The following is a 13157-nucleotide window of genomic DNA, read 5'->3' on the forward strand; positions in this document are numbered from 1 at the left end:
ATTGTCTAAAACTGGTTCGAATTAATAATTGGTTTTTAAGTTCAGGAATTTCCATTCAGGTTTTTTCTTTTCTTGCAAACTGACACTATTTCATATTTCACAAATCACTTTGTTTAATAATAATCACCTGACGTGATTAACCATTAAGTGTAATACCCTATCTCTCTTTGAAACCAATACGCACCTAAAAAACCTAATGCCGATAAATTGCGTTATCGGCATTAGGTTTTGTGTAGTTATTAAAAGAGTCTTAACGAACATTATGCTGCCCTGCTCTGCGGGTTTTGGCTGCGGTAGGCTGTAGCTGAGTTCTTTTGCAAAAGGAGTCGTTATGAGTAACTACTTTGGTGACACGCAGCAAGCCATGACCATTGCCGACGAGCTGGGTATAACCATTGAGCAGTGGCAAGCATTAAAAGTGAGTCTAGACCCGGTAACGGCCGCTGATGGCCAGCGGGTTGATAAATACGTGTTTACGGTGCCAACGCACACTCCTGCGGTGGTGCTTAACCAAACCGGCTGGCAGCCAGGCGATAAAGTCACGGTGTCTCATACCGCAGTAGACTCGCAAGTTATCTGATAAAAAAGGCCGGTGCTACCGGCCTTTTTTACGCCTTTGAACTTAAACCCCTACCACCGCTGGCGTGAGCGTTGGCACCGCTTTATTGGCATTCCAACTGGCAATGGCCTGGCATTCCATAACAAACAACTGATCTTGGGCGCCTAGGTATTTGCGCAGCTCATCAATGAGCGGTTCGGCCAAGTCGGGAAAGCCGGAATCGAGATACCAGCAATGCTTGCTCAGGCGTAGCGCATGCCAGCTATTTAGCAGGGCTTCTAAGTCTTCGGGAAAAACGTCGGTTTGGGGTTCAACCGTAATGATGTATTGCAGTGGCCTTATCATCATCGAACTGCCCTCCTGGCGATTTATTAACCACCTTGCATAGCCTTTGGGTAACAGGTATTGATCCAGATCAATAAATCACTGCCCTGCCCTTTGGCTTATTCCAGGTGGTTGAGTGGTTTATTTTCGGCGCTTTGGTGGCGCTCTTCTATGGCGGTATGCAAATAGAGGCTGGTGGTATGAATGCTGTCGTGGCCGGCGTCGGCTTGCACGTGGGCAAGTGGCCGTTGGTTGAGGTTAATATCGTGGCTAATACCGGTGTGGCGAATACTGTGGGCGCTCAGTTCGCGCATTTCTCGGGCGTCTTGGTCAAAGCCGTCGGCCATGGCGGCGATACTGGCTTCTGTTATGAGTTTGTCGATGTCATCTCTTAACTGGCGAATGCCGAGGTTGGCATTTAAAAGGCCTTGCTCGCGGCCGCGGCCCGCGGCTTTATGGCGCACAAAAAGTGGCGTGTTATCCCCCGGCGCAGGCAATGGTGCCAGGCCTAAAAATTGCCGGTAACGACCAAGGGCTGTTAACAGTGCTTTTGATAGCGCCACCCGTCGGCTTTTGCCGCCTTTACTTACCGGTACCCGAAAGCTCCAAACCCCGGTTTTACTGTCACGGCGAAATTGGCCCATCACCGGTGAAAAACCAGGCCTTGCGGCTACTTCGGAGATCCGCAAGTAACAGCTGTACAACAGGCTGACTAAAAATAAGGTGCGTTCATGGCGCTCCGGGGCCTGGTCCGCCCAGGCCTTGGCGGTTGCCATAACGTAAGACCACTGCAGTTCGCTAAAGGCTTTTAAGTCTTCCTCGCTGTCCCAGTTCAGGTTTGCAACCGCCCCTTGGCGCTGCTGAAAACGCAGCCATTGGCTGGCAGGGTTACGTTCTGTTACGTCTTCATCAATAAGGAAGGCATAAAAGGAAGACAACACCGCCACCTTGGTGGCAAGCGCTCGAGGGCTGAGCTGATAGGGGCGGTGTTTTTTCCCTAAAAAAGGCAACCACTGGGAGTTGGGTATTCGGCACTGCCAAGGCGCGTTGTATACAAACTGCGCCACATTGCGAAAGCCAATTAAAGGGGCCGGGGGGCATTGGCAATAAGCGACGTGCCTGGCAAAACCGCGCCGGTCAAGCTGCAAAGGGCTTTGTTTGGCGACATCGAAGCACCAGTGTAAAAACGGCGTTAGCTCGGAGCGGTAGGTTTTAAAGTTATTGTCATTACCGGCCACGTCGCTTAGCCATTGGCTAGCCAGCTGGTAGATAAGCCCGGCGTCTTCAATGGCAGTCAGGCTCAGGTTGGCAATGTGTTGATTTACAACAGCGTTCCCCTCATCCAGGCTGTGGCGGTCAAAAAGCGGCAGTACGGGCGGTAATTGCATGAAAGAGCCAAGAGCATATGACAGGGGGCCTAGTGTAACGGAATAGGCCTAAATACTGAATATATATACAGGTTAGTTTTGCCAGCAGATCGCCGCCTAGTAGAACAAAGACATTAAAGACTCTGGCTTTCTCCTGTACGGTGCCGTTATCCTATTGGCATATATCGACTATTCGGGGATTGAATAGTCCATAAAAAGTGGCTAACAGCCATGTTCGTTTTGGATAAGTCAGTTGAGAGGAATAACTGTATGCTTCGACAATCTGCCTGCTCCATTCATTGTCATGACTGTGCCATGAGTGAGCTATGTATCCCTTTTACTCTTACGAATAACGAACTGGATCAGCTAGATAGCATTATTGAGCGAAAGAAACCCGTTCATAAGGGTGATACATTGTTTGAAGCAGGCCAAGGGCTCGACTCCTTGTTTGCCATTCGCTCTGGCACTATCAAAAGTTACACCCTGACCCAGGAAGGCGAAGAACAAATTACCGGTTTTCACTTGCCCGGCGACATCATTGGTTTTGATGCCATAGGCCGCAACAGCCACGTTTCTTTTGCCCAAGCGCTGGAAACCGCCATGGTCTGTGAAATTCCTTTTGATACCCTCGACCGTTTGTCAGGCACCATGCCGCGGCTTCGCCAACAGATCATGCGTTTAATGTCGACCGAAATTAAGGGCGACCAAGACATGTTGTTGTTGCTATCAAAGAAAACCGCAGAGCAGCGCCTGGCATCGTTCTTAATGAACCTCTCTAACCGTTTTGGGGCCCGCGGCTTTTCGCCGAAAGAGTTCCGCCTGACCATGACCCGCGGCGACATTGGCAATTACCTTGGGCTGACCGTTGAAACCATTAGCCGCTTACTGGGCCGCTTTCAAAAATCTGGCTTCATCGAAGTGTCAGGTAAGTTTATTAATGTTACAGACCTTGATGGTTTGCGAAGTGTTGCTTCAGACCCGTTAGAGGTTTGATCTAAATCATTTCAAAGACTAAAGGCCCCATTGGGGCCTTTTTCTTTTGATCCAAAACAAGTTACCCCCTGCCCCACACGCCTAACCTTGCAGCCAGTTTAATAAGCCCTAAAGATTGGTAGGGAGTTACCATGCGCTATTCCGTTCTTGCCCTTGCGGCTGCTGCTTTGTTCTGTGGTTCTGCTGTTGCCGATACCGGCTGGCGTGTTACCGCAGGTGCTATCAACGTCAACCCCAACGACGATTCCAGCCACCTGACCAACGTTGAAGCCGCTGCTGGCTTGCCAAGCAACTCAACCAAAGTCAAAGTCGACGACGACACCCAACTGGGCCTGACCCTGAACTACGACTTTGCACCGAACTGGTCTGTTGAACTGCTGGCAGCTACTCCGTTCTCTCACGAGATAACCTTGAGTTCTCCGGGTACCGCCGTTGATGGCTTAAATGTGGGTAAAACCAAACAGTTGCCACCAACCGTTACCTTGCAGTACCGTTTCTTAGACGGTGAAAAAATTCGCCCCTACATTGGCGTAGGTGTGAACTACACCAAGTTCTTTGACTCTCATGTATCAGGCCAAATGTCCTCTACTCTGGATTCATTGGGCCTGACCGGTGACAAAGACATTACCCTGTCTGACAGCTTCGGCCTGGCTGGCGAAGTGGGTATGGACTGGAGCATTACCGACAAAGCCTTTGTACGTGCAGCGGTATGGTATGCTGATATCGACACCGACGCCCGTGTCAAAGTGAATGGACAAACCGTGCAAAAAGTGGATGTGCAAATTGACCCTGTTGTAGCGTACATCGCTTTTGGCTATCGTTTTTAAGCAGTAACGAATAAGGGCCCTGTAACCGGGGCCCAAAAACAGCAGAGGTGATACCATGGCAGAATTTAATAAAATACTGGTGGTCGCCGACCCCAATCAAACCGAACAACCTGCCCTTTCAAGAGCCGCTTTTCTCGCCAAAAAAACCGGCGCAAAAATTACGCTTTTCCTGACCATCTACGACTTCTCTTACGAAATGACCACCATGCTCTCTTCTTCTGAGCGTGAGGCCATGCGTAATGGCATTCTTGGCCAGCGTAAAGAATGGCTTAACGAACTGGCAAAACCTTTTATTGAAGACGGCGTCAACATTGAGCTGCAAACAGCGTGGCATAACCGCCCCTATGAGAGCATTCTCAAAGCCCTTACCGAGGGCAATTTCGACGTTCTCTTTAAATCCACCCACGAACATTCCACCCTCAAAGCCGTGATCTTTACCCCCACCGACTGGCATTTGCTACGCAAATCACCGGTACCGGTAATGTTGGTTAAAGACCACGAATGGCCGCAAGGTGGTGTGGTATTGGCAGCGGTAAACTGCGGCTCTGAAGACGAAGCTCATCAGCAGTTAGACGACGCTATTACCAGCGAGGGCTTGGCCCTGGCCAAAATGGTGGGTGCAGAGCTGCACTTGGTGACAGCCTACCCCGGCACACCGGTCAACATTGCGATTGAAATTCCGGAATTTGACCCTGAGTCTTATACCCAGGCCATGCGTGAACATCATGAAAAACAAGCCAAAGCACATGCCAGCGCTTTTGGCATTGATGATAGCCACATTCACGTAAAAGAGGGCCTGCCGGAAGATGTTATTCCGCACGTTGCCGAGCAGCTTGATGCCGAGCTCGTTATCATGGGCACCGTAGGCCGCAAAGGCTTAACTGCGGCGCTCATTGGTAACACCGCCGAGCAAGTGATTGACCGGTTAGGCAGCGACCTTTTGGCACTTAAGCCACAAGTGAAAGCCTGATCGCGCCCGCATGAAAAACGCCGCGCATAGCGCGGCGTTTTCTTTTGCGTATAATATGCGCCCCAAGCGATGCCGTACGAGAATCAAGATGTCCAGCCAGAAACAACAGTACAATTTCAACAAGCTGCAAAAGCGCTTGCGACGCCATGTCGGCCAGGCCATTAGCGACTTCAACATGATTGAAGATGGCGACCGCATCATGGTGTGCTTGTCAGGTGGTAAGGACTCTTACACCCTGCTGGATATTTTGATGAACCTCAAAGCCTCAGCACCGGTGAACTTTGAACTGGTGGCGGTAAACCTCGACCAAAAGCAGCCGGGCTTTCCCGAACATATTTTGCCTGGCTACTTAGACACCTTGGGGGTTGAGTACCAAATTGTTAATGAAGACACCTACTCTATCGTCAAAGAAAAGGTGCCTGAGGGCAAAACCACTTGCTCGCTGTGTTCACGGCTACGGCGCGGCATTTTGTATCGCACCGCCACCGAACTTAAGTGCAATAAAATTGCCCTTGGCCACCACCGCGACGACATCTTAGAAACGCTACTGCTGAACATGTTCTACGGCGGCAAATTAAAAGCGATGCCGCCAAAGTTGGTGTCGGATGACGGTAAACACATGGTTATCCGTCCCCTCGCCTACTGCCGGGAAAAAGACATCGTTAAATACAGCGAAGCCAAGGCATTCCCTATTATTCCCTGTAATCTCTGTGGCTCGCAGCCGAACTTGCAGCGCCAGGTGATAAAAGAAATGCTGCAAACCTGGGACCGCCAATACCCAGGCCGTATTGAAACCATGTTTAAGGCGCTGCAAAACGTGGTGCCTTCGCACTTGGCGGATACCGCATTGTTTGATTTTAAAGGGCTTAGCCGTGATAACGCCGAGGGCTTAGAAGGTGATATTGCTTTTGATAAAGAAAGCTTTGTGATGCCGGCGCTCGACGAAGACGATGACAACATGCCAGACCCGGCACTGACCCTGGCGGTTAAAACCCTATAAAAAAAGCGCCTTAAGGCGCTTTTTTTAATCGGTCATATAGCGGCGGTTGTGGCTAATCATGTCGGCCAGCTCCCGCACATAGGCGCCGCCACGCTGCGAATAATGCAGCAAGCCCCTGACCAGATTCTCTGCCCTTGGGTCGCGGCCCGCATCACGGGCCTTTTCACGAATTTTTCGCAGCCCATAGTAGGCGCCGTTGGTATTGATGTTATGGATGTAACTGCGCACCGACGCCTGCGGCGATTTAAATTTCGCCACTTCGTGGCTGGCCCCTTCAATGCGTTGCTGTGGGACCAGGCCGCAGCCTTCTACATAACACCATTGGCCAAAGAAGTTGTTGCCGTCGGTCGCGAAACGCGAGGTGCCCCAGGCTGACTCGTTCGCGGCTTGGGCCAACACCAGCGCCACCGGCAGTTTATCAACGCGGCGCAGCAAGGTGTCTTTGCCTTTGTCATCCAATGGCAGCGGTACATCGTAGCTGTCAGCTAAGTTATCCAGCCATTCTTGCTCTGCCGGGCTTAGGTATTGTTTCGTCAGCACCTTTTTCAAGCGTTTGCGGTTGGCCATGATCCGGGCATTTTCTGCCTCGACCATCGGCCGCAGATAGGCAAAAAAGGCCTTTTTCTTTTCCACTACATCCTGAAATTGATCAAAGTCAGGCATCGCAGATGCCGCGTTAACCGCGCCGCGGGCAGGCACATAGTCGCTCTGACGTAACCAAGCCAACAGCCCAAGCATCACCACCAACAGCAACAACGGTGCTCTTAAAATCGACAAAATCATGCGTTAAACATTGCCTGTGAATTACCGGTGGCCAGCTTCAAACGCACACCAAACAGTTCGCGATATAAAATCGCCTGAAAGCGCATCAGCAACGGTACCAGCCACAACGAGGCAATACCCAGCGTTACTGCCGATACCAACACCGCCAAAATCGATAATAGCTGACACAATAAAAAGCCAACAAAGTACCGAACGCACACCAATACCGAGATTTTAATGGCGGTAAAGGGAGACATGCCTTTATCGGCCACCAACATCAACACCGGTGTCAGGGCAATTTGCAAAAACAGCCCCGGCACAATAAACAGCATCATGCCGATATTGACAATGGCCAAGCTCATCAGTGCGGTCAGGCTTAACACCGGACCAACCCGATACCAGTGCCACAGCATCTGCATTGGCGGGCGCAGGCCCACCACTTGTTGTAAGGCTATCAGCTGTAGGCCCACTAAGGCCGGCGCCAGCATAACCGTTAAAATCAGCTGTAACAGGGTTTGGCCCTGTAAGTCATGCAAGGTCCACCCCAGGTGTTCCATCAGTTCCACCATGACAACACCCAGGATCATGGTAATACCAACCAGCATCAAAAAGGGCGCAATAAGGCCCCGGTCAAACCGGGCAGCACCCTGCCATGCCTCTTTGAGCATGGCACCTAAGTCGAGCTTGATTTGTTTTGCCATGGCTTGCTCAACTGAGCCGCCTACGTGAACAGTCTGGGGTTCGTTTTCAGTCATGTTGTTTTTCAGCCAGTGCCTGCTTGCGGGCCTCTTTCTCGGCCTTCAGCTTTGCTACGTCTGCAGCAATGTGGGTTTGGTTACGGTGCTTGGCCAGGGCAATTTGCTTTTGCCGTTCGGCAAAGCGGGCCTTTTGTTCTTCTGACATTTCGTCATAGCAGTGTGGGCAGGCCACACCCTGAATATATTGATCGGATGCTTTGTCTTCGTCGCTAATGGGGCGGCGGCAAGCAAAACATTGGTCGAAACTGCCTTGCAACAGGCCGTGTTTTACGGTGACTCGTTGGTCAAACACAAAACATTCGCCTTCCCAAAGGCTTTCTTTGGCCGGCACTTCTTCGAGGTATTTAAGGATGCCACCTTCCAGGTGGTAGACCTCGTCAAAGCCCTGTTCTTTTAAATAGGCCGTGGATTTTTCACAGCGAATACCGCCGGTGCAGAACATCGCCACCTTTTTATGCTTGGATGGGTCAAGGTGCTCCTGCACGTAGGCCGGAAAATCGCGAAACGCCTTGGTGTTTGGGTCAAGGGCGCCTTTAAATGTGCCGACAGCCACTTCGTAGTCGTTGCGCGTATCCACCAGCAGCACCTCTGGATCGCTTATCAGTGCATTCCAGTCAGCCGGCTTAACATAGGTGCCCACCACTTTGTTCGGGTCGATACCCTCTACGCCCATGGTGACGATTTCTTTTTTCAGCTTTACCTTGGTGCGATAAAAGGCCTGCTCGTCACTGAAGGATTCTTTGTAGCTCATGCCAGCAAACTGCGGCTGGCTATTGAGGTAGGTTTTGAGTTTGTCGATACCTTGGCGGGGGCCACAAACGGTGCCGTTAATGCCTTCGGCCGCTAACAGCAAGGTGCCTTTGACATCGTTTTCTGCCATCACATCTAGCAGCGGTTGTTGAAAAGCCTCGAAGTCAGGTAGACGGGTAAATTTGTAAAGGGCAGCAACCACAAAGTGGGACATCATCTTTTCCTCTTCAGCTAACCGGCCCGTAAAGCCGGCGCATACAACACTAAGGACGCCCAGAGGCGCCCTTTTCTTAAACTGGCGTTATTTTACCAGAAAAGTCCGTAAATGAGACGCCCGGCCAAAAGCACCAGGAAAACACCTAAAATGCGGTCGATCCAGTAGCCTTTTACCGCTAAAAAGCGGCCAAGTGGCCCCGCCGTCAATAGCCAACTTAGCAACACAAACCACAACGCCGTTGCCACCGCCAGGTAGCAAGACACCGCCACCATCTGCCAGCCATTGGGTGAAGCATTAAGTACCGAGCCAAACAGCGCCAAGAAAAACAGCGTTGCCTTTGGGTTTAGGGCGTTGGTTAAAAAGCCGCGGCGAAATGCTGTAGCCCAAGCCGGAGCATCCCCATTTTCTGCGGCGAGCTGTAAGCCGTGGTTAGCGCGCAGCGCGCCATAGGCCATGTAAAGAAGGTAGGCGGCGGCTATTACTGAAAACGCCACTTCCAAACTGTGGTGGGTTTTTAGCAGCAGTGCCACCCCAGCCCAGGTGTAGGTCATATGCACCAAAATACCGCAACCGACGCCCAGTGCTACCCCGCGCGCGGTGCCTCGACCAAAGGCAATGGCATGGCGGCTGACCACTGCAAAGTCAGGCCCCGGGCTAATAACGGCCAAAAGATGGGCAAAAGCCAGCAGCAGAAACTGTTCAAATGACATAAACACTCTTGATATCAAACGCAAGCGCGCTTTTTACCGCTATTACCCTTATCACTGCCAGTGCATTTCTTTAAAATGCCCCTTTTTATAGGCCAACGTTTAAAATTAACCATGCCTCAATCGCCAAACTCGTCACCCGTGGTGGTGCTCAAAAGTGTTGAAAAACGCTTTGACGGCAAAGCCGTGCTAGCCGGACTGGATTTGACCATTCAGGACGGGGAATTTTTTACCATTCTCGGCCCTTCTGGCTGTGGTAAAACCACCGCTCTTAGGCTTATTGCTGGCCTGGAAGACGCAGACGCAGGCAGTGTTTTTATTGCCGGCCAAGACAATACCCATATTCCTGCCGAAAAGCGCAACGTTAACACTGTGTTCCAAAGTTATGCGCTGTTTCCGCACATGACGGTATTCGATAACGTTGCCTTTGGCCTGAAAATGCAAAAAGTGCCGGCCAGTGAAACCCGCAGCCGGGTGGAAGAAGTGCTGCGCATGGTGCAACTGGACAGTTTTGCTGGCCGCAAACCTCACCAGCTCTCTGGCGGCCAACAGCAGCGGGTAGCCATTGCCCGGGCGGTGGTAAATAAGCCCAAGGTATTGCTGCTGGACGAGTCGCTCTCTGCCCTTGATTACAAACTGCGAAAGTCGATGCAGTGGGAGCTAAAACAGCTGCAACGCCGCCTGGGTATTACCTTTGTGTTTGTCACCCACGACCAGGAAGAAGCCTTGTCGATGTCAGACCGTATTTTGGTGATGAATAACGGCAAGGCCGAGCAGTTAGGCACCCCACGCGAGATTTACGAGACCCCTAAAAGCCTGTTTGTGGCCCGCTTTATTGGTGAAATTAATATTTTTGATGGCACCGTCACCGGCCAAAAAGATGGCCTGCTGAACGTCACTATTTTAGGTAAGCCCTTTGAGGTGAACGGGAAGGCACAATTTGCAGTAGGCCAACGCGTGAAGGTGATGCTGCGCCCGGAAGACTTGCGCCTTGATGCTGTAAGTAGCGATGTTGGCCTTGAAGGCCGGGTGATCGAGCGCACCTATAAGGGTGCCACCCTTGATTCTTTGGTTGAGCTCAGTGATGGCAACCGTATTCAGGTGTCGGAGTTTTTTGATGAGGACGACCCTGATTTTGACCACAGCCACAACGAGTCGGTGGTGGTGAGCTGGGTACCACAATGGGAGGTGGTACTGGCCGATGAGCAGACTTAAATCCTTTAAATTCTGGGCTATAGGGCTTGTCAGCGTTTGGCTGCTGGTGTTTGTGCTGCTGCCAAACCTGATGATTTTAGTCTCCAGTTTTTTATCAAAAGGCGACACCAACAGCTTGGTGCAACTGCCGTTAACGCTTAAAAGCTACAACCAGTTGCTAAACCCGCTGTACGCCGAAGTGTTATGGCTGTCGATAAAACTGTCGGCCATTGCCACCTTCTTTTGCCTAATCATTGGCTATCCCTTTGCCTATGCACTAGCCAAACTGCATGCCCGCTGGCGGCCATTTTTACTGTTTTTAGTGATAGTACCGTTCTGGACCAACAGCCTGATTCGCATCTACGCCATTAAAATTTTGCTGGGCCGCAAAGGCCTATTAAATGACCTGCTGATGGGGTTGGGTATTACCGACCATTACATCACCTGGCTTTACAGTAACTTCGCCGTGATCTTCGGCCTGGTCTACATTTTGCTGCCCTTTATGATACTGCCCCTTTACAGTGCCATTGAAAAACTCGATGGCCGTTACCTGGAAGCGGCAGCCGATTTAGGCGCCGGTAAGATTCGCACCTTTGTCCATGTGGTGCTGCCATTAACCATGCCGGGTGTGGTGGCCGGTGGCCTGCTGGTGTTTTTGCCGGCCATGGGCATGTTTTATGTATCTGACATGCTTGGCGGCGGCAAAGACATGCTGGTGGGGAATATCATCAAGCGGCAAATACTGCTGGTACAGGACTGGCCCTTTGGCTCGGCCGCCAGTGTGGTGATCACCGTCTTCATGGGTTTGTTGTTGTTCTTATACTGGCAGGCGGCCAAGCGCATTAACCGCCAGGAGGCGCTGGATGGCTAAATCGATTCGCGCCCTCGTGATTGGCTTGGTGCTGGTATACCTCTATGTTCCTATTGGTATTTTGCTGGTTAATGCCTTTAATAAATCGCGCTTTGGCCTGCGTTGGGACGGCTTTACCTTCAAATGGTTTGGCGAGCTTTGGGACAACCACGGCCTGATGGAAGCAGCCTGGCATTCGTTGGTGATTGCGCTACTGGCGGCCACTTTTGCCGCCTTAATTGGCACCTTGGCAGCAGTGGCATTATTTCGCTACCAGTTTAAAGGCAAAACCCTGCTATCTACCTTGCTGTTTGTGGTGATGATGTCACCCGACATCGTGATGGCGGTGTCGTTTCTGGCGCTGTTTGTGCTGCTGGGTTTGGGCCAGGGCTTTTGGCCATTGCTTTTTGCCCACACCACCTTTTGCCTGCCGTTTGTGGTGGTCACCGTTTATGCGCGCCTGAAGGGGTTTGATGTACGGATGGTGGAAGCGGCACGCGACTTGGGCGCCAGCGAATTTGTGGTATTTCGTAAAATACTGATGCCACTGGCCAAGCCCGCTATTGCCGGTGGCTGGTTGCTAAGCTTTACCCTGTCGCTGGATGACGTCATCATTTCCAGCTTTGTCACTGGCCCCAGCTTTGATGTGTTGCCGGTCAAAATATTTTCAATGGTGAAAGTGGGTGTGAAACCCGAGGTCAACGCCTTAGCTGCAATCTTGCTAGGGATCTCACTGGTTTTGGTACTGCTGTCGCAATGGCTTATGAGGGAGAAAAAATGAGGAAACAGCTAGGTCGCGCCCTGTTTGCAATGGCGCTTGGCTTAAGTGCTTTTGCCGCAAAAGCTGACGATAAACAACTGAACCTGTATGTGTGGTCTGAATACATCCCCCAGGATGTCATTGATAACTTCACCAAGGAAACAGGTATTGAAGTTAATGTGACAACCTATGAGTCCAACGAGGCAATGTTCGCCAAGTTGAAGCTCACCAAAGGCGCTGGCTACGACGTGGTAGTGCCATCCACTTACTATATCAGCATGATGAGCAAAGACGGCTTGCTTAAAAAGCTCGATAAAAGCCAGCTGCCGAACCTTAAAAACCTTGACCCAAACCTCCTTAACAAGGAATACGACCCGGGTAACCAGTACTCGGTGCCCTATTTCTGGGGTTCAACCGCCATTGGTGTTAATGCCGATGATATTGACCCGAAAACCATTCACAGTTGGAAAGACTTGTTCGACCCCAAATACAAGGGCCGGCTGCTGCTGACAGACGATGTACGGGAAGTGTTTCAAATTGGCCTGACCTTAAACGGTTATTCCGCCAATAGCACCGATCCGAAGCAGATTGAAAAAGCCTACGAAACCCTAAAGCCGCTGGTGGCAAATACCCAGGTATTTAACTCCGACGCGCCGCGCCTGCCGTATTTGTCGGGTGATGTCGATATCGGCATGATTTGGAACGGTGAAGTGTATATGGCCAATAAAGAAGGTGGCCACCTTGCCTATATCTACCCGAAAGAAGGCGCCATTTTCTGGGTGGATTCCTTTGCCATACCTTCCCACGCTGAGCACACCACCGCCGCTCTGAAGTTTATTAACTACATGATGCGCCCGGAAGTGGCCAAGGAATGCGTGGAATATGTGGGTTATGCCACCCCGAACCTGGCTGGCAAGGCGTTACTGCCCGACGCCCTTAAAAATTCCAAGGTAATTTTCCCCGATAAGGAAACCGTGGATAAGGGCCAGTTCCAAACCGACGTTGGCCCGGCCATCAGTATTTACGAAAAATACTGGACCAAGCTAAAAACCGGTCATTAAAAAAGGCTCCTTCGGGAGCCTTTTTGTTAGCAGTGCTTCCCGACTCACGCTAAATAAC

General features: G+C 51.1%; 15 protein-coding genes. 9 read left to right on the forward strand and 6 right to left on the reverse strand.

Features of this window, described 5'->3' with window-relative positions; all coding sequences use genetic code 11:
• Positions 1-331: 331 nt before the first annotated feature.
• Entirely contained in the window at positions 332-580 is a 249-nt protein-coding gene (locus DW350_RS09635) for a hypothetical protein (RefSeq protein WP_115718661.1), read from the forward strand.
• A 42-nt stretch (positions 581-622) separates the two neighbouring features.
• On the opposite strand, the gene DW350_RS09640 is transcribed toward DW350_RS09635, so the two are convergent.
• Both DW350_RS09640 and DW350_RS09645 read right to left on the reverse strand, forming a co-directional pair.
• Positions 623-907, reverse strand: a complete 285-nt coding sequence (locus DW350_RS09640; protein ID WP_115718662.1) for a hypothetical protein — start codon at positions 905-907, stop codon at positions 623-625.
• A gap of 95 nt (positions 908-1002) precedes the next feature.
• Positions 1003-2271 (reverse strand): tyrosine-type recombinase/integrase, encoded by a 1269-nt coding sequence (locus DW350_RS09645; protein WP_115718663.1) that lies wholly within the window; start codon positions 2269-2271, stop codon positions 1003-1005.
• Positions 2272-2520: 249 nt separating this feature from the next.
• Here DW350_RS09645 and DW350_RS09650 point away from each other — a divergent pair, with 249 nt between their 5' ends.
• From DW350_RS09650 to ttcA, 4 genes are all read left to right on the forward strand, one after another.
• Complete coding sequence (locus DW350_RS09650; protein WP_152032962.1) at positions 2521-3243, forward strand: FNR family transcription factor; 723 nt, start codon at positions 2521-2523, stop codon at positions 3241-3243.
• A gap of 131 nt (positions 3244-3374) precedes the next feature.
• On the forward strand, positions 3375-4070 hold the full coding sequence (locus tag DW350_RS09655) for an OmpW/AlkL family protein (RefSeq protein ID WP_115718665.1): 696 nt from the start codon (positions 3375-3377) through the stop codon (positions 4068-4070).
• Positions 4071-4125: 55 nt separating this feature from the next.
• Positions 4126-5040 carry a universal stress protein UspE gene (uspE, locus tag DW350_RS09660; RefSeq protein WP_115718666.1) on the forward strand — a complete coding sequence of 305 codons (915 nt, stop codon included), beginning with the start codon at positions 4126-4128 and terminating at the stop codon, positions 5038-5040.
• 88 nt (positions 5041-5128) lie between these two features.
• Positions 5129-6040: a tRNA 2-thiocytidine(32) synthetase TtcA gene (gene ttcA, locus DW350_RS09665; protein WP_115718667.1), complete on the forward strand. Its 912-nt coding sequence runs from the start codon at positions 5129-5131 to the stop codon at positions 6038-6040.
• A 24-nt stretch (positions 6041-6064) separates the two neighbouring features.
• Here the strand turns inward: ttcA and DW350_RS09670 are convergent, their stop codons facing one another.
• The 4 genes from DW350_RS09670 to DW350_RS09685 form a co-directional block, all read right to left on the reverse strand.
• Positions 6065-6823: a glucosaminidase domain-containing protein gene (locus DW350_RS09670; RefSeq protein ID WP_115718668.1), complete on the reverse strand. Its 759-nt coding sequence runs from the start codon at positions 6821-6823 to the stop codon at positions 6065-6067.
• Positions 6820-7503 carry a hypothetical protein gene (locus DW350_RS09675; protein ID WP_152032963.1) on the reverse strand — a complete coding sequence of 228 codons (684 nt, stop codon included), beginning with the start codon at positions 7501-7503 and terminating at the stop codon, positions 6820-6822. Before DW350_RS09675 ends, DW350_RS09670 begins: the two co-directional genes overlap by 4 nt.
• A gap of 46 nt (positions 7504-7549) precedes the next feature.
• Entirely contained in the window at positions 7550-8527 is a 978-nt protein-coding gene (gene trhO, locus DW350_RS09680; RefSeq protein ID WP_336406993.1) for an oxygen-dependent tRNA uridine(34) hydroxylase TrhO, read from the reverse strand.
• 89 nt (positions 8528-8616) lie between these two features.
• The gene (locus tag DW350_RS09685) at positions 8617-9237 is read right to left on the reverse strand and encodes a LysE family translocator (protein ID WP_226911422.1); all 621 of its coding nucleotides are present in this window, start codon (positions 9235-9237) and stop codon (positions 8617-8619) included.
• A gap of 111 nt (positions 9238-9348) precedes the next feature.
• On the opposite strand from DW350_RS09685, the gene potA reads away from it, so the two are divergent.
• Genes potA through DW350_RS09705 form a run of 4 tightly spaced genes read left to right on the forward strand, consistent with a single transcriptional unit; the run spans position 9349 to position 13099 of the window.
• Positions 9349-10449 carry a spermidine/putrescine ABC transporter ATP-binding protein PotA gene (gene potA / locus DW350_RS09690; RefSeq protein ID WP_115720605.1) on the forward strand — a complete coding sequence of 367 codons (1101 nt, stop codon included), beginning with the start codon at positions 9349-9351 and terminating at the stop codon, positions 10447-10449.
• A complete protein-coding gene (gene potB / locus DW350_RS09695; protein ID WP_115718672.1) occupies positions 10436-11299 on the forward strand; it encodes a spermidine/putrescine ABC transporter permease PotB in 864 nt (287 codons plus the stop codon). The genes potA and potB overlap by 14 nt, the downstream gene beginning before the upstream one ends.
• Positions 11292-12059, forward strand: a complete 768-nt coding sequence (potC, locus tag DW350_RS09700; RefSeq protein ID WP_115718673.1) for a spermidine/putrescine ABC transporter permease PotC — start codon at positions 11292-11294, stop codon at positions 12057-12059. The genes potB and potC overlap by 8 nt, the downstream gene beginning before the upstream one ends.
• Positions 12056-13099: an extracellular solute-binding protein gene (locus DW350_RS09705; RefSeq protein ID WP_115718674.1), complete on the forward strand. Its 1044-nt coding sequence runs from the start codon at positions 12056-12058 to the stop codon at positions 13097-13099. The genes potC and DW350_RS09705 overlap by 4 nt, the downstream gene beginning before the upstream one ends.
• Positions 13100-13157: the final 58 nt, after the last annotated feature.

This window comes from Gallaecimonas mangrovi, from assembly GCF_003367375.1.
Taxonomy (GTDB): Bacteria; Pseudomonadota; Gammaproteobacteria; order Enterobacterales; family Gallaecimonadaceae; genus Gallaecimonas; species Gallaecimonas mangrovi.

What these genes read in the sequence shown, in the direction of transcription:
- potB (WP_115718672.1), top strand. Translation starts at nt 10,436, where the DNA reads ATGAGCAGACTTAAATCCTTTAAATTCTGGGCTATAGGGCTTGTCAGC.
- uspE (WP_115718666.1), top strand. Translation starts at nt 4,126, where the DNA reads ATGGCAGAATTTAATAAAATACTGGTGGTCGCCGACCCCAATCAAACC.
- DW350_RS09705 (WP_115718674.1), top strand. Translation starts at nt 12,056, where the DNA reads ATGAGGAAACAGCTAGGTCGCGCCCTGTTTGCAATGGCGCTTGGCTTA.
- ttcA (WP_115718667.1), top strand. Translation starts at nt 5,129, where the DNA reads ATGTCCAGCCAGAAACAACAGTACAATTTCAACAAGCTGCAAAAGCGC.
- DW350_RS09670 (WP_115718668.1), bottom strand. Translation starts at nt 6,823, where the DNA reads ATGATTTTGTCGATTTTAAGAGCACCGTTGTTGCTGTTGGTGGTGATG.
- DW350_RS09675 (WP_152032963.1), bottom strand. Translation starts at nt 7,503, where the DNA reads ATGGCAAAACAAATCAAGCTCGACTTAGGTGCCATGCTCAAAGAGGCA.
- DW350_RS09685 (WP_226911422.1), bottom strand. Translation starts at nt 9,237, where the DNA reads ATGTCATTTGAACAGTTTCTGCTGCTGGCTTTTGCCCATCTTTTGGCC.
- DW350_RS09645 (WP_115718663.1), bottom strand. Translation starts at nt 2,271, where the DNA reads ATGCAATTACCGCCCGTACTGCCGCTTTTTGACCGCCACAGCCTGGAT.
- DW350_RS09635 (WP_115718661.1), top strand. Translation starts at nt 332, where the DNA reads ATGAGTAACTACTTTGGTGACACGCAGCAAGCCATGACCATTGCCGAC.
- DW350_RS09640 (WP_115718662.1), bottom strand. Translation starts at nt 907, where the DNA reads ATGATGATAAGGCCACTGCAATACATCATTACGGTTGAACCCCAAACC.
- trhO (WP_336406993.1), bottom strand. Translation starts at nt 8,527, where the DNA reads ATGATGTCCCACTTTGTGGTTGCTGCCCTTTACAAATTTACCCGTCTA.
- DW350_RS09650 (WP_152032962.1), top strand. Translation starts at nt 2,521, where the DNA reads ATGCTTCGACAATCTGCCTGCTCCATTCATTGTCATGACTGTGCCATG.
- potC (WP_115718673.1), top strand. Translation starts at nt 11,292, where the DNA reads ATGGCTAAATCGATTCGCGCCCTCGTGATTGGCTTGGTGCTGGTATAC.
- potA (WP_115720605.1), top strand. Translation starts at nt 9,349, where the DNA reads ATGCCTCAATCGCCAAACTCGTCACCCGTGGTGGTGCTCAAAAGTGTT.
- DW350_RS09655 (WP_115718665.1), top strand. Translation starts at nt 3,375, where the DNA reads ATGCGCTATTCCGTTCTTGCCCTTGCGGCTGCTGCTTTGTTCTGTGGT.